The sequence below is a fragment of the Thermonema sp. genome, assembly GCF_026003375.1.
Classification (GTDB): domain Bacteria; phylum Bacteroidota; class Bacteroidia; order Cytophagales; family Thermonemataceae; genus Thermonema; species Thermonema rossianum.
The window spans coordinates 446,918-462,656 of record NZ_BPHD01000003.1 but is presented as its reverse complement, the minus strand read 5'-3'; the positions used below and the strand labels follow the sequence as shown (position 1 = coordinate 462,656).

Here is a 15,739-nt window from a genome sequence, read left to right as displayed (position 1 = left end):
CCGTCTAAAGGTTATTGGATAGCCGTTTTTTTACTCTTCGCCTGCCTTTACGACCAAAGAAAGCGAAAGCACGCCTTTTTGCTCTATACTTTGCTGCTTAAATACAATTTTATTGCCATAAACAATTTGCTCTGCCGGCACAGAAATGATTTGCAGCAGTTTTTGCAAGCTTTCATCGCTTGGTTTATAGCTAATCAACTGACAGATGGAAGGCAAATGCAAGGCTTCATGACTGACCAGTAGCACGTAGCGATCCACACTCTTGCCTTCTACCTCTAGCGGCATACGCAAGTCGGCGGCGCTGTAACTCAGCAAGTCGCTTTCGCCTCTGCCCGGAAACAGCGGCACGGCCTGCTGCCCTACCATGCCAATGACGTAGAAAAAAGCAGGTGATTCAAGCGACACATGCAACAATAAGTCAGAAGACGCCGTTTCGGGTGCTTCCTGTTTTACTATGAAACGTTCATCGCCGGCCGCAGCAGTCCGCTGCCAACGCAGGGGATACCCATCCGTGGTTTCAACGATGAGCTCGCCTTGCAAAGGTGGTGCCGGCAGTGCCATGCTCAGCTCAAAGGCTTCCAAACAAATGCGCTCCATGTCTTCGTAGCGTATCCACAAAAAACCGCCCTTGCCCCAGCCGGTCCCCCAACTGTTCATCACCTCAAAAGCGCCCCCGTAACGTGCATCATCGTAGCCGACCACCGTAAGGGCATGCCCGCCGTAAGGCTGCCCCGTTTCTATTTGCTCATTGGGTTGGGGCTGCCACACCTCACCGGCCGGAAACAGAAACGAATGTGTACAACAGCGAATGCCCACCACTACCGGCTTGCCGGCTGCCAAGCTTCTTTTGATATACAAAGCTTTTGCCGGGGCATCGCTGTCAAACAAACGTTGGTAGTGTGTCAGACGGTTGGCTTCCGCCATAAGCAGCCAGTCGGGGCGCAGGGGCTGCCGGTGGCAGGAGTCGCCATACAGATAGCGTGGCAAGGCGCCCACTTCCTTCAATACCTGCAGAGCTGCCGGCAAGGTAGCCCCGGCCGTACAGTTCAAGTCGTTCATGGGCTTCACCTGGTCGTAAACGAAGGCTGCCGAAAAAGCCTTGCGGGTAATTTCTTCGCCTGCCCACTGCTTTTGCCGGGCTGCCAAAATGGTGCGTGCCGCATAGGCCACTGCCCAACCTACACAGTCGCCGCGGTCGCCCTGGTTTTGGGGTGTAGGGCAGTATTGGCGCAAACTGAAACGGGAAGGCGCCCGCGTCAGGGCGGCCCGGTTCAAAGGGGCAATGACCGGCACACGATGATAGGCCAACGAGTCGTAAATATAGCCTTGTGCCGAAGCCGTCAAAGTGGTCAATAGAATAAGCAGTATGTTTGTGACGTAAAGAGTCATAAAAAAAGGATATTCAGCATTCTTATAGTTTTTGGTAAATTAGCCAAAAGTTTCATTCAATATAAAGCCTTTTTTGAACTTATGGCCATTGTCAGTGCCCGGGAAGTGTTGTCACAATTGCAATCGAAGCAGGGAATTGCGCCCATTTATTTGTTGCACGGTGAAGAAGACTTTTTTATTGACCAAATAGCCCATTACTTCGAACATTTTTTCTTGCCCCCCGAAGCGCGCAGCTTCAACCAAAGTGTACTCTATGGTAAAGACATCAGCATAGGCGATGTGGTCAATCATGCGCGCAGCTTCCCCATGATGTACGATCACAGGTTGGTGCTTGTCAAGGAGTTTCAAGCGGTCAAAGACCTGAAAAAAAGCGAAAGCCTCAAACTCTTGGAAAAGTATGCGCAGGCTCCTTTGCCTTCTACGGTCTTGGTTTTGTGCCACAAGGGGGGATTTTTCGACAAACGCAAAGCGGCTTACAAGGCAATAGAGAAGCAGGGCATAGTGGTAGAGTCCAAACCTTTGTACGACAACCAAGTGCCCAAATGGATCGAAGAGTATGTGCAAAATAAAGGTGCCAAGATAGAACCCACGGCCATTCAGCTGCTTTTTGAGCACGTGGGCAATAATCTGAGCCGCCTTAGTCATGAAATAGACAAAATACTGCTGAACTTCGGTGAAGGCGAAGAAAAAGTCATCAAAGCGCAAGCTGTGTATGAATACGTAGGTATCAGCCGGGAATACAATGTGTTTGAACTGCAAAAAGCCCTGGGGCAAAAACAGCTGGCGCAGTGTATAAAAATCATTCGTTATGCTGCGCGCAATCCGAAGGCAATGCCTGCCATTCCAACCATTGCCATGCTTTACCGTTATGTCAATCAGCTATTGCTGGTGCATCACGCCCCCGATAAGTCAGAAAAAGCCTTGGCAGCCTTGTTGGAAGTGCATCCCTTTTTTGTAAAAGAATATGTGCAAGCCAGCAGGCGATACCGGGTGCAGGAATTGTATCACATGCTGCAAGTGCTTTTAGAAGCCGATAAGCGTGCCAAAGGCGTCGATGCCGCCCCGGCCTCCGATGCCGCCCTTCTTCAAGATATGATGTATCAATTTTTTATACCTTCACAATCATGAGTGACTTGAAAGAGTTATTAAAGGACTATCTGCTGCTACGCTATGAGCAAGGCAAGGTCGATATTGAAGAGCGTATCGACAGCGTAGCCCACTCGCTGGTCAGCTTGTTGTTCATCAGTACCTTGCTTTCTTCTACCCTGCTGTTTATCAGTTTGGGCATAGCATTTTGGATAAATGCATGGCTGCACAGCGACTTTCTGGGCTTTCTCATTGTTGGTGGTACTTCCTTGCTTTTGCTTGTTGGTTTTCTTCTGTCCCGTAAACGATTTCCTTTCTATCAACGCTTGGTGAACAAAATAAAAGACAACGTACATGTCTCTTAAACAGCTATTGCAAGACCCTGCTTATCAAAGTCTTTCGGTAAAAGAGCGCAAAATTCTGCTAAAAAAACTTCAGGCAGAATATGAAGAAGCGCTCGTGCGGCAAGCCACGGAAACAGCTGCACGCTGGCAAGAGCGCGCAAAAAAAATAGCCATAGGTGCTGCCGTAGGCGTGGTGGTCTTTGCCGGCATTCAGTGGTTTCTTTCACGAAAGAAAAAACGGAAATACACCGCCTTGCCTTCCGCCTCGCCGGCTGCCCAAACCCCGCTTTACCTTCATGCTTCCAAGAAAAAAAATGCCTGGCATTATCTGTGGGACTACCTTCAAAAAGAAGCCGCTCACCTTCTGGCACATGAACTGAGCAAACAAATTCGTAAATTCGCAGAACAAACCATCAATGCACAAGCGCATGGGCACAGTGCTTCCGAAAATACAGACGCTCCGGCAGCAAGGACAGAAGGCACTGGCAGTACTCATTGATCCGGATGATACCGACCGGGCTCGCTGCCAACGTTTGGTGGCGCATGCATGCGAAGCAGGCGCTCATTTCTTCTTTGTTGGTGGAAGCCTTATTGTCTCTGACCGTCTCCATCAGGTCATCGAGTGGATACGCACCTATTCTGCCGGCATTCCTATAGTTCTTTTTCCCGGCAGCAATCTGCACATAGACGCTTCGGCCGATGCCATTTTGCTCTTATCACTGGTTTCGGGGCGCAATCCCGAATACTTGATTGGACAGCATGTGTTGGCTGCGCCTATACTCAAACGCAGCGGTTTGGAAATCATCTCTACTGCTTACATGCTCATCGATAGTGGTGCCCCCACTACCGTCACCTACATAAGCAACACAGCGCCTATTCCTCAAAACAAAAGCGACATTGCTGCCTGCACCGCCATGGCAGGCGAGATGCTGGGCATGCGGCTGGTTTATATGGACGCCGGCAGTGGGGCACTCACGCCCATTCCACCGGCCATGATACGCCAAGTGCGCAAAGCCATTGAAGCCCCGCTGGTCATCGGGGGCGGTATACGCACGGTTGCACAAGCCCAACAGGCCTGGACAGCCGGTGCCGATGTGGTAGTGGTAGGCAATGCGTTTGAAGAAGAGCCGCACCTGGTTTATGACATGTGCCGCGCGGCACAGCAGGCAAGCAAGCACGGCTCGGATGTTCGTTAGGTTTTTGCTTGCTAAAAGTTGCCTTAGGTTTTGTACTGCTGTTTGCTGCCTTAAGCTTTGGTTGTTTCAAATGCTTTTGGCTTTTCGAGCTTCTTGTTTTGCCGCTGCGCGCCCCTTGTGCTTTCAGCGCAAGCAGGAAATCTACTTTATTTCTTGTTGCTTAGTTTGGTGAGCATGGGATTTCTCACTTCGTTCAACATGCCCCAAGCGGTTGGACCCTCCAAGTCTCTTTATTTTTTCTGTCCTTGCCTTCTGTTTCAAGTGCGGAAAGCAAGTTGTTTTTCTTTAAAGAAAAAGCCGGCGGCTGCACCCATTTTCCTGCTCATATTCAAGGTAAACCCGGCCTCACCTAAAAAAGCTAAAAGCCCCTTGCAGGCATGTTGTCTGCAAGGGGCGTACATCATAGTAGCAGGCTTTGATTTATGACTCCAGCGCCTTCACGCCGGGCAGTTCTTTTCCTTCAAACAGCTCGAGCAATGCACCGCCTCCGGTGGATACATAAGACACACGCCCGGCATATCCCAATTGGTTGACGGCTGCGGCCGAATCGCCGCCTCCCACCAAAGTGAATGCCCCCTTTTCTGTGGCTTCTGCCAGAGCCTCTGCCACGGCCTTCGTTCCTTCGGCAAAAGGCTTCATTTCAAACACGCCCATAGGACCGTTCCACAAGACCGTCTTCGATTGTACTATGGTTTCGTGGAACTGCTTGCGGGCTTCAGGACCAATATCCAATCCCATCCATCCGGCAGGTATCTGATTGCTGGGGGCAATCTGGGTGTTGGCAGTTTCGGCAAAAGCATCTGCCACCACCGAGTCGGCCGGTAATAGCAGCTGCACCCCTTTGTCTTCCGCTTTCTTCAAGAGAGTACGCGCCAAATCCAAGGCATCTTCCTCTACGATGGAGCTGCCTATTTCGCCTCCCAATGCCTTGAAGAAAGTGTAGGCCATTCCGCCCCCTATTAAGAGGTTATCAACCTTTTCAAGCAGGCGCTCAATTACCAATATCTTATCCGACACTTTTGCCCCTCCAATGATGGCTGTGAAAGGGCGCTCTGCCTCTTCCATCACGCGGCGCGCGTTGTCCAACTCGGCTTGCATGACGTAGCCACATACTTTGTCTTTAAAGAAACGGGCTACTACTGCCGTAGAAGCATGTGCACGGTGGGCTGTGCCGAAAGCATCGTTCACGTACACATCGCCCAAGGCTGCCAGCTGTTTGGCAAATTGCTCATCGCCTTTGGTTTCTTCTTTATAAAAGCGCACGTTCTCAAGCAAAAGCACTTCACCTGCCGGCAGTTGCTTCACAGCCGCCTCCACTTTCTCACCTACACAGTCATCTACAAAGTGCACTTTGGTGCCCAACGCCTGCTCCAGATAGCCCACCAGGTGCTTAAGAGAAAAGCGCGCTTCGCGCTCCCCTTTGGGGCGCCCTAAATGAGACATTAAAATGGCGGCTCCCCCATCGTTCAATATTTTTTTGATGGTAGGCAAAGAGGCTTTCAAGCGGGTGTCATCGGTGATTTCAAAACGCTCATTCAAAGGCACGTTGAAATCGACACGTACCAGCGCTTTTTTTCCCGCAAAATTGTATTGGTCGAGATATAACATAGTTAATAAGTGATTTTTTAGGAATGGACAATGTGAGTTGAAACGTGTGCAATTTGCTAAAAAAGAAGCAGCTCTCCAAGGTCTGAAGAGCTGCTCAAAGGAAACAGAAAGCGTTCGTATCGCCTAAACGCGAACAGCTACCAAAGAGATATCATCGCGCTGTTCGGTCCCCTTCATGTATTCACGCAAGGTCTGCTCCAAAATTTCTTTTTGCTTTTCGAGCCGTTCCGTAGCAATAGAAGCAAGTAGCTCTACAAAGCGTTTTTCACCAAATTTTTTGCGCTCCGTTGCATTTTGTTGATCGATGAAACCATCGCTTCCCAAGTAGATATAACTTCCTCTCGGCATTTCAATTACATGCCGCTCAAAGTGCAGGTCTTCGTTCTGCACCCCGCCGATAGAACGGCGTGTCCCCTTTACAATCTTTACTTCGGTAGTGCCCTTCTCAATGTAATACAAAGGACGACGCGCGCCGGCAAAAGTAACCACTACCGTTTCTCTGTCCTTATCTTCGATGGTTGCCAATGCCACATCCATGCCATCGCGGTTTTCCGACTCTTCCTGATGCAGCGCCAAACGCACTTCTTTATGCAGTTTTTCCAGCACGGCATCCGGATCGGTCATGTTTTGCAGCTTTATCAGCTTGTCCAGCAGGGTGTTGCCAATCAAGCTCATGAATGCGCCGGGAACGCCGTGTCCCGTACAGTCAACCGAGGCTACAATTTTTTTGGTGCCTTTGAGATATACCCAATAGAAGTCGCCGGAAACAACGTCGCGTGGCCAGAAAATCACGAAATACTCTTTGAACAGCACACTAAAGATAGCATTGCTGGGCAAGACTGCCTGTTGAATGGTTTTAGCTGCTTTGATACTGCTTTGGATGCGTTCGTTTTGCAGCTCCAACTCTTTTCTTTGCCTTTCGATTTCCTCATTTTTCTTCGCCAGGGTCCTATTGGTTTTACGGGTTTGTATCAACCCTACGATCACCAACACAATGACCGCTGCTGCCAAGCCTAATACCAGTATGTAGTACTTTTTAATTTCTTTTTCTCTTTCAGCTGCCAATTCTGCCTGCTTACGGGCTTCGGCTTCAGCCTTGGCACGGGCTTGCGCTTCTTGTTGTGCTTTCAGCGCCTCGGCGGCTGCTTTTTCTGCCTGCAGTTTGGCAATAGAGTCAGCGGCAGCCTTTTCGCGGGCTGCTTCGGCACGTGCCCGCTCCAGTTCAATGGTCCGCTGGCGCTCCAAGGCAAGGCGTCGCTGACGTTCAAGCTCAGCTTCTCTTTCTGCCCGCAAGCGTTCTTCTTCTGCCAATTTGAGTTGTGCATCTTGTAGCTCCTTTTCTTTTGCCAAGCGCTCACGCTCGGCACGTTCTTTTTCTCTTGCCAGCTGTGCTTCCCGCAATTGAGCTTCCCGCTGTGTCAGCTCCAGCTGATAGCGCAGCTGCTCGCGCTGACGGATCTCTTCTTGTACACGCAGTTCGTTTTCTACTTCCAAACGTTTTTGCTCGTACTCTGCCATTTTATCGTAACGCTTGCGGCTTTTGTAAAGATCTTCCATTACTTTATAGCTGAAAACCAGCGTTTGTTTGTCGCCGGCTTCCTGCGCCAGCTTAATGGCAGTTTCAGCCGCATCGAAGGCTTTATTCATGCGGTTGGAAAGCATTTCGTTGATGGCTATGTAGTTGTATATATTGGCCATCTCCGACTTATCGCCGCTTTCGGTGGCAATCGCCAAAGCCCGGTTATAATAATCGGCTGCCTTATCGTATTGCCGCAAGTTGGTATACAATACTCCTATGTTTTGCAAAACCACCGCCTGTTCGGCTTTTTTAAAGATGTCGGGGTTTTCTGTTGCCAAAGCGTAGGCTTTCTCAAAGGCTTCAAGTGCACGCTCCGGCGAACTCACTTTCTTATGCAAGAAACCAAGGTTGTTGTACAACTTAAATTGACTGCGTTTGTCGTTTATCTGCCGGGCCAAGGTCAAAGCCTCTTCGGTATATTCAAGCGCATGGCGGTAATCTTCGGCCTTGGATGCCACTTCTGCAAGGGCTTCCAAAGTGCGAAGCTCCCCATTTTTATTGCCCCACTGACGGTAAATGAAGAGAATCTGCTTATAAATTGCTTCTGACTTCTTGTATTCTTTCAATTCAGCATGACAAATAGCGTTTCGCTCCATCACGCTGATGCGCTGCTCAAAGCCAAAACGGCCAACCGGGACGTTTTGCATCATTTTCGCAGCGTTTTCATAATACTCTATTGCTTTGGAATAGACACGCTGCGCTTCGTAGGTCAGCCCTATCTGATAGGCTATTTCAGCCCTTGCTTCAGGCGAAGTAGCCGTATTGTATTGTTCAATCAGCTGCTCTACGTTCTGTGCCCGGCCATCCACTGCCCACAAGAGGCAGGCAAGCAACAGTAAAAAAGCGATTTTTATTCTTTGCATAACTTACACGCTATTTGCCATACTACATTGTAATTATAGAAAATATTTTTTCTATAAACAAGTTTTTTACTTATCAATCAAGCGCATGGCTTATCTGATACTCAGCTCGTAGCACCCCCAGTTATAGGTGGTATTTCCGTTGTCATCGATAATATAGGGGTTTTCGGGGTCGCCTTCTATCAAAGAAATGAAGCGATGATTTTCTTTGAGCCCTTCAAAGTACAGCACAAAAGCTATCAACTCCCCATAAACCATGGGCATATACGCCGGGGCTGTGGGGATGCCAAACACTTTTTTTACAGGAAATTGAGTGGCGGAAGCTATGTCGTAGGCTGTAAAAGCGTTGTCGGTGCCGGGCGCAGGGGTATACACAACGGCTCCGTTGTGTAGCGTAATATTCTGAAAATGGAAATAGACCAATGCGCCTCCGGCTGTATATTGAATTTTATCGACATACAAGCCGCCGCCCCGTTGGTCACACTGAAAAGAAAGTTGCTTTTCTTTTTGCACGGGGTTTTGTGCCAAAAAGCTTTCCAAAGACTCTGCCCCTTCTTTCAACTTGCCCTGAGCAAAAAGCAGAGTGCGGGAAGGTTTACCACTACGATAGCTGTCTTCGGTTTTGCCGTCTCTTAATCCATTTTTCACTTCTATGCGTGCATACACACGGCTTAGAGGAGCGTTGCGGTCTTCAATGACCCCGGTAAATGGCTGCCCCGAGGCAGTCAAGAAAGTTTCTTTCTTCAGTATGTCATAATCATAAATGCGCCGGCAATAGGCATTATTGTTTGGATAATATTCTTTCCACTCGCCTACCCGGCGGTTCATATCATAACGCCCTTCTTCTTTTACATAGGGGCTTCCTGTGCTGTCTATGAATATTTTTTTATAAGCCCCATGAAAAAACTCATTGAAACTGTCGCCCACAGGCTTGCGGTAGCCTTCGGCTTGCACTTCGCCGGCCGTAGAGAAAAAGGTAAAGCGTACTTTCCACTGTTGTCCTTCCCGTCCTAAATACTCTACCCTTTTATCAACGCCTTCTTTGCCGGGGAAGTAGTAGTCAACACGCTTCAATTCACCTTTTTCATAAAGCTCTTCTGTCTCCAGTTCGCCAAACACATAGTTTTTTACCATGCCGTCTTTCAAACCGGCAAAAAAATGCCCCTCCATGATGAGCTGCTTTTCGCCATCGAGTCCTTCTATGTAAAGCTTCACTTCACCATGGAGAGGTGTGCCTTTAAGCATACCCACCCCACTCTGCACTGTGTTGTTTTCCAACCAAAAGTACTCCTTGGAAGGCTCAGGCTTGATACCGGTGCAGTTGGTGCATACCGATACTTCGCCCTTGTATTCGTCCGTTTCAATCTTTTCCATTTTTGACTGAAACTGTTGGGCGGCTCCCCACAAGGGAATGCCCAGCGCCAAGCAGAGCAGGTAAGTTTTCATGGTACATAGAGATTTAGAGTTGTTATTTCACATTGACCTCGTAGCACCCCCATAGATACTGAGCGGTGCCGTCTTCTCTTACAATATACGAATTTAATGGGTCACCTTCAACTATGCTGATGAAACGATTGGCAGGACTTAAGCCGCCAATCACCAACTGAAAACTGATTTGCTCGCCAAAGGTGATGGGATAAAATGAAGGGGGCAACTCTATGTTGAAAATTGCTTTTACAGGAAACACTTTCTGTGTAGCTATGTCAATAGCGGCAAAAGCATCGTCCGCTCCGGGTGCTCCGGTAAAGACGCTTGAGTAGGGCTTCAGCGAAAGCGCCCGGAAGTGCACATACACAATGGCTTCGTTTTTATCGGTATATTGAATCTTATCAATAAAGAGCCCGCCTCCACGCTGGTCGCATTGCAGCTTCAACTTGGCTTCTTTCACGATGGTGCGGTTTTTCAGAAAAGCACGAAAGGCATGCGTGTCGTTGTAGTTGTCTATGGGTACGCCGTTGGCATAGTTCACTTGCTTTTGGTAAGTGTCTTTGCGGTAGGCAAACTTGGATACCCCATTGCGCAAGCCGTCTTTCACCTCATATTCACCCACACGGATACGATGGTTAAAGATTTCATCCACCACTGTTCCGGTGAAAGGTTGCCCGTCTTTCAAGAATTTTTCTGACACCAATAAGCCTTGCTCGTCATAGGTACGTATGCCCACTACTCCATCGTTGTAGTAAGTTTTCCATTCGCCCACCCGGTTGTTCATGCGGTAGGTACCTTCTTCTTTGAGCTCTTCCTGGTCTTTGTAAAAATAGAAGCGCTTATACACACCGTCGAAGATGTGAATCAGTTCGCCGTTGCGCTCCTGTTCAATACCTTCGCCCTCAATACGGCTGGCAAACGTATGATAAGCCACCTTTACGCGGACGCCTTCCGGTCCTTTGCCCAGGTATTCCACGGTGTGGTCTATCTCTACCCCTTCGCCCTCCGACTTGGGAGTATAATATACTCGTTTTTTAAGCTGTCCCTTGTCGAAGACTTCCACCAGCTCGAGCACACCAAACACATAGTGCTTAAGCTCACCATCGGGCAGCCCCTGCACAAAAGTGCCTTCCATAATCAACTCTTCGGTGCCGGGCTCCATGCCTTCATTAAAAAGCTTGGCTTTGCCATGAAGTACTGTGCCCTCTACTTTTCCCTTGCTTTTCTCTACTTTACCGTCTTTTAGAAAATAATAAGTAAGCGCTGCCTGCGGCTGCACCCGGCAGTCCGTACATACTTCCACTTCCCCTTGATACTCATCGGTCTGTAAGGTCTTCTTTTCAACGGTTTGAGCATATGCAAAGCTCACTCCCAAAAGCATGGTCGCTACAAATAGTCTAAGTTTTTTCATATTGCTTACATTTAATTTATACTGTGTAATGAAACGGTTAAGCCTTGATTAACAAAGATAGAAAATTCATCTTTTTTGCAATAGAAAGTTTTACAAACCTTTAAATAAGGCAAAAATTCACAAGGGCAATTTTTCAAAAATGAAGATTTTATACCTGCATCAATACTTCAAAACGCCGGCACAAAATGGTGCGCGCCGCTCTTATTACCTGGCCACGGCACTTGCCGAAGCGGGCTGTCATGTAAAGGTTATCAGCAGCCGGCAACAAAAGAGCGCCCCTTCCGGTCCCCCACTGCCCAAGCGCCTGCAAGTGAAGACTTACTATATTCCTTATGACAACCTCTTTTCTTGGATAAAACGTTTGTGGGCATTCGTTCAGTATGCCGGGCTCGCTTTATATCATGCCTTCATTGACCGCTACGACTGGTTGTATGCCACCTCCACGCCGCTCACCGTAGGTTTTGTGGCTTATGTTGCCCACCGCCTGCGCGGCAAGCCTTATGTGTTTGAAGCAAGGGATTTATGGCCCGAAATTCCTTTTGCTTTGGGATTCTTCAAACGGCTGCCTTTGCTGCAAAAACTTCTATACAGCCTCACGGCAAAAGTGTACCGGCATGCACGGCTGGTAGTAGCCGTATCGCCCTCCATGAAAGCCTATATCAAACAACGCTACGGTATTCAGCATGTAGTGTGTGTTCCCAATATGGCGGATGACTTATTTTTTCAAGTGCCGCTTCATTGCTCTGCCTCTGTACCTTTGCGTATGCTGTATGCCGGCAGTTTGGGCGAAGCCAATGACTGTCTGCGTATGCTTCAATGGCTGCATGCCTTGCCGCCATCTTTGCAACAGCAGGTGCGGCTCAGCATCATGGGCAACGGCAAACAAAAACAAGCCATGCAAGCGTATATTGACCAACACGGCATGCAAAAGATGGTCCGGTGGTTGCCGGCCGGCAATGCCGAAGCCGTGCAAGAGGCATTTGCCGGGCACGATGCGTTTTGGGTCTGCTTTGCACCTATTCCATGGATAGATACCGGCAGTCCCAATAAGTTTTTTGAAGGATTGGCCGCCGGACGCATCGCTTTATCGACGCTACCCGGATGGACCGCCCATGTGTTGCGGCGCTATCGTTGTGGCTTTGTTGTGCACAGTGCCGAAGAGTTGCAAAAAAGCATAGAAAAGCTACTGGACGCCCAATTGCGCACAAGCATGCAACAAAATGCACGCCGGGTGGCACAGCGCTATTTTCATAGAAGGCAGCTCACACGTAAGTGGTTAAGCGCCCTGCATAAATATGGTTTGCTAAAATCCTGTCCGGAATGACACTTTGAACACCCAATTATCGGACGCAGCGGGCAGTTGGTAAGCACCATAGCGGTAAAAAACCCCGGCACCTATACGTAACTTCGAAAAAAAGCTGCCCATACTATAAAGCCCATCGAGCACACAACCGCTTTCCCAATACCCCTTTTCCATGGTTTGAAAGGCAATATTGCCGTGCAGGGCAGGTTCTGCCAAGGTGCCCCAAGCCGCTTTCTGCAACACTCCCACGCGCGGACGAATGATAAAAAGATTCAAGGTAGGCGACCATAATTCCACAGCCCCCATGACGTAGGTATCGGAAAGGAACTCATACAGCCCCATGGTTTGAAAGTTCTCCGGGGCTTCAAACCAAAGGTCCGGGTCATAAGCAGCTGCCCCATGCATCAGTTTCAAAGCCGGCACTTCGCCCCACACACGCGCGCCTTCGGTTCGTAAGCGCAATTCGCCAAGGCGCAGCAAAGGCAGGTTCCAACGCCCCATCCACTGAAGCCGGCGATAATCATAGCCTTCATTGCCCACACGCCAGCCCTGTGCATAAGCAAGCAGCAATTGGGGATAAGCTGCCGCTATCAAGCGGGGACGCCCGGCAGTCCATGCATAGCGCTCCCCGAAGGTGTAGCTCAACTGCAGCTTGCTTTCTGCAAACAGAAAATCGTTTCTACCGGGCTCCTGCATGAAAGCATAGTCAAATTGTGGGCGGTAACGTCCTTCTTCCCAACCTACGAGCAGATGCCAAGCCGGCAAAGGCTGCAAGGCTATGCCGGCACGCCAGCTATCTACCACGCTCATACGCTCGGCATAGAACGCACGCCAGCCGCCCGCCATCGCACCGGCATGCAGGTCATGTTCAAAGTGCAGTTGTCCCGGTTCCTCCACATCATGCTTAAAGCCGCCCCAAACAGACAGGTTGATGTCTTTCCACAGCAGAAGGCTTCCGTCAGCTCCATATTTCCAGGCAGCATCTCGAAAGCCATAGGCTGCGTAGCCGCCCACACGCAAGGGCGCCCACAAGCGATGACCGGTGTAGAGTGCCGCCCCCGGGCGCAAACCTTGGTATTGGTCGTAATGAAGCAGGGAATTGAAAGGCACCTCAAAATAGTGCAACAAAGGAATGCTTTGATACCAAGCCGTAGATAAAAGGTTATTTATTCTCTTTTCAAAACCGGTAGCTTTACTCACCGAGTCGCCCCAAGCATAGGTGGCCATGGCTTTTTCGGAAAGGGAATCGGGGCGCACCTTTTCCCACTCATTGAAGCGATGCGCCTGCGGATGGATTTCAAAAGCTACGGCTGCTTTCTTTTTCAACTGCACCCCCAACGCCACTTGTTCTATGCGTGTGCGGTTGACAAAACGCAAAGGATAAGCCCCTCCCGAACCGGTGCTGTCCTGCGTGCTGAGACGTATCTCGTTGAATACATAATCTACCGATAACTGACGCGGGAACCAGTACCCCTCCACTTTTTCGTAAAGTTGATGTATCTGAAAAGCAACTTCCACTTTGGGCGTGGCGTTTTTTATCATTACCCCTTTCAAGGCATAGTCGGGCAGGTGCACATACAGAATACCTTTCAGCTGTGTTTCAGCGGTATTGACCTCCCATGGCTCGAAGGCAACCACCAAAATGGTGTCGTTTATGCCCGCCAAAGTATCTTTTAAAACAAAGTCGAAAATACGCCAGCTCCCCGGACTCACAGGATTCACATACGTGCGCCCCAAAATCTTCAACGGGCTTTCATAAAGAGAAAACGGCATAATCTGTTCACCCAGCAAGGCAAACTCCGGTCTTTGAAAACCCATCATTTTGTTGGCTATCACTTCCGTATGCACATAGCCCGGGCGCTTGTACTCGCTGACACTGATGTTTTCAGCAAAAAAGAAGTAGCGTTTATCCAAGAATTCTATCAATTCCCGGGTGACCGTGTCAAGCAATGATTTTTCGTAGAGGTCGGCCGGCAAATCGACAGTAGCCAGCTGCTGATTGTAGCTTTTAAAGCGGTAAGAATCGTAAAACGCCGGATTGTGTTGCTTTCGGCGGCGTATTACCTCACGCATAACGCCCACCGCCGGGTCTTCGGCAGCTGCCACCACCACTTCGCCAATGGCATAACTGGTAGGCAGCAGGCCAATCACACGCCGTCTTAGCGGCAATGTATCGGTCAGTGTTTCGTATCCTACATAAGAAAACACCACCTTACCTTTGGTAAGGCTATCGGGCAGGCTGAAGTAGCCCCTGTCGTCTGTAGTAAATACCAGCTGGTAGTCGCTTACCCATATGTTGGCAAAAGGCAGGGGTTCCTTGGTTTGAGCATCAATCAAACGCCCCTTTTGTTGAGCCAATAGCGGTAAGTATAAAAGCATTCCCAATAAGCACAACGCAGCGCAACGCATAAGGCAAAATTTAGTATCTTCCTTTCCAAACGGAAATCAAAGATAAAAAGTAACATGAAAGTACACACGCTTGACCTTTCTTTTCTGGATATTCCACAAGCCATTGCTGCTTTTTTAGTTGAAGCCGGCGACACCCATATTTTGATAGAAACCGGTCCTTACTCTACCATCCGGCAGCTTGAAGGCAGCCTGCAGTCCCTGGGCAAGTCTGCCGCTAAGCTTGATGCCGTGTTGGTTACACATATTCACTTAGACCATGCCGGCGCTGCATGGTACTTCGCACAAAAAGGCATTCCGGTGTATATGCACCCCATTGGCGCGCCCCATATGGCCGACCCTTCCAAGCTGCTACAATCGGCGCAGCGCATCTATGGCGACCAAATGGAACGCCTGTGGGGCACACTCAAGCCTATTCCGGAAGCATGCTTGCACACGGTGTCGCACGGCGAAGAGCTGCACATTGGCAACTGCCGCATAAAGGCATGGCATACACCCGGCCATGCCATTCATCATGTGGCGTGGCAAATAGAAAACCATTTGTTTACCGGCGATGTGGCCGGCGTGCGTATCGGCGGCAGCTTGGTGGTGCCGCCCTGTCCTCCACCCGACATAGACGTGGAAGCCTGGGACCAATCCATCGAAATCCTGCGCAAGCAAGCGCCCGGGCAATTACTGCTCACTCATTTTGGCGCATACACCGATGTGCAGGCTCATTTGCAAGAGCTACAAGAGCGCCTGCATGCTTGGGCAGACTGGATGCGCCCCCATGCCGAAACCGGGCGCCCCGCACAAGAGATAGTACCCCTCTTTCAAGACTTTGTGCACAGCCAATTGCGCGCTGCCGGCCTGAACGAACAGCAAATCGCACGCTATGAAGCAGCCAATCCGTCTTTTATGAGTGTGGCAGGTTTGTTGCGCTACTGGAAAAAGAAGTTCGAAAAACAAAAAACTGAAAATCAATAAAGAGAACAAAGGCGGTGCAAAAAAGTAGATTTTTTTCTTGCACAAAAGGAAAATAAGCCCTACTTTTGCAACACCAAATGGCGAGGTAGCTCAGCTGGTTAGAGCGTCGGATTCATAACCCGGAGGTCGGGGGTTCAAGTCCCCCCCTCGCTACCAAACAGAA

General features: G+C 49.5%; 12 protein-coding genes and 1 tRNA gene. 7 read left to right on the top strand and 6 right to left on the bottom strand.

The genetic code is table 11. The features are described from left to right. Positions 1–30: 30 nt before the first annotated feature. The gene (locus QVE43_RS11655; RefSeq protein WP_288007357.1) at positions 31–1,389 is read right to left on the bottom strand and encodes a C1 family peptidase; all 1,359 of its coding nucleotides are present in this window, start codon (positions 1,387–1,389) and stop codon (positions 31–33) included. An 81-nt stretch (positions 1,390–1,470) separates the two neighbouring features. Between QVE43_RS11655 and holA the strand changes: the two genes are divergently transcribed. The 4 genes from holA to QVE43_RS11635 are packed head-to-tail and all read left to right on the top strand — an operon-like array spanning position 1,471 to position 4,015. Then, on the top strand, positions 1,471–2,517 hold the full coding sequence (gene holA / locus QVE43_RS11650; RefSeq protein ID WP_288007355.1) for a DNA polymerase III subunit delta: 1,047 nt from the start codon (positions 1,471–1,473) through the stop codon (positions 2,515–2,517). After that, on the top strand, positions 2,514–2,840 hold the full coding sequence (locus tag QVE43_RS11645; RefSeq protein WP_038031498.1) for a hypothetical protein: 327 nt from the start codon (positions 2,514–2,516) through the stop codon (positions 2,838–2,840). Before holA ends, QVE43_RS11645 begins: the two co-directional genes overlap by 4 nt. Then, complete coding sequence (locus QVE43_RS11640; RefSeq protein ID WP_038031496.1) at positions 2,830–3,318, top strand: hypothetical protein; 489 nt, start codon at positions 2,830–2,832, stop codon at positions 3,316–3,318. Before QVE43_RS11645 ends, QVE43_RS11640 begins: the two co-directional genes overlap by 11 nt. Beyond that, on the top strand, positions 3,236–4,015 hold the full coding sequence (locus QVE43_RS11635; protein ID WP_038031494.1) for a geranylgeranylglyceryl/heptaprenylglyceryl phosphate synthase: 780 nt from the start codon (positions 3,236–3,238) through the stop codon (positions 4,013–4,015). The genes QVE43_RS11640 and QVE43_RS11635 overlap by 83 nt, the downstream gene beginning before the upstream one ends. A gap of 420 nt (positions 4,016–4,435) precedes the next feature. Here QVE43_RS11635 and pgk read toward each other — a convergent pair whose 3' ends face one another. From pgk to QVE43_RS11615, 4 genes are all read right to left on the bottom strand, one after another. Then, positions 4,436–5,623, bottom strand: coding sequence for a phosphoglycerate kinase (gene pgk / locus QVE43_RS11630; RefSeq protein ID WP_288007344.1), 1,188 nt, complete (start codon positions 5,621–5,623; stop codon positions 4,436–4,438). A 123-nt stretch (positions 5,624–5,746) separates the two neighbouring features. After that, positions 5,747–8,065 carry a tetratricopeptide repeat protein gene (locus tag QVE43_RS11625; RefSeq protein WP_288007337.1) on the bottom strand — a complete coding sequence of 773 codons (2,319 nt, stop codon included), beginning with the start codon at positions 8,063–8,065 and terminating at the stop codon, positions 5,747–5,749. Positions 8,066–8,155: 90 nt separating this feature from the next. Continuing rightward, complete coding sequence (locus QVE43_RS11620) at positions 8,156–9,508, bottom strand: hypothetical protein (RefSeq protein WP_288007331.1); 1,353 nt, start codon at positions 9,506–9,508, stop codon at positions 8,156–8,158. Positions 9,509–9,530: 22 nt separating this feature from the next. After that, positions 9,531–10,901, bottom strand: coding sequence for a hypothetical protein (locus QVE43_RS11615; RefSeq protein ID WP_288007329.1), 1,371 nt, complete (start codon positions 10,899–10,901; stop codon positions 9,531–9,533). A 139-nt stretch (positions 10,902–11,040) separates the two neighbouring features. On the opposite strand from QVE43_RS11615, the gene QVE43_RS11610 reads away from it, so the two are divergent. Next, positions 11,041–12,225 carry a glycosyltransferase family 4 protein gene (locus QVE43_RS11610; protein ID WP_288007327.1) on the top strand — a complete coding sequence of 395 codons (1,185 nt, stop codon included), beginning with the start codon at positions 11,041–11,043 and terminating at the stop codon, positions 12,223–12,225. On the opposite strand, the gene QVE43_RS11605 is transcribed toward QVE43_RS11610, so the two are convergent. Continuing rightward, the gene (locus tag QVE43_RS11605) at positions 12,205–14,541 is read right to left on the bottom strand and encodes a DUF5686 family protein (protein ID WP_288007325.1); all 2,337 of its coding nucleotides are present in this window, start codon (positions 14,539–14,541) and stop codon (positions 12,205–12,207) included. The two genes, QVE43_RS11610 and QVE43_RS11605, sit on opposite strands and share 21 nt — an antisense overlap. Before the next feature lie 126 nt (positions 14,542–14,667). Between QVE43_RS11605 and QVE43_RS11600 the strand changes: the two genes are divergently transcribed. Beyond that, positions 14,668–15,576: an MBL fold metallo-hydrolase gene (locus QVE43_RS11600; protein ID WP_288007323.1), complete on the top strand. Its 909-nt coding sequence runs from the start codon at positions 14,668–14,670 to the stop codon at positions 15,574–15,576. 79 nt (positions 15,577–15,655) lie between these two features. Next, positions 15,656–15,732 (top strand) — tRNA-Met (locus QVE43_RS11595). Positions 15,733–15,739: the final 7 nt, after the last annotated feature.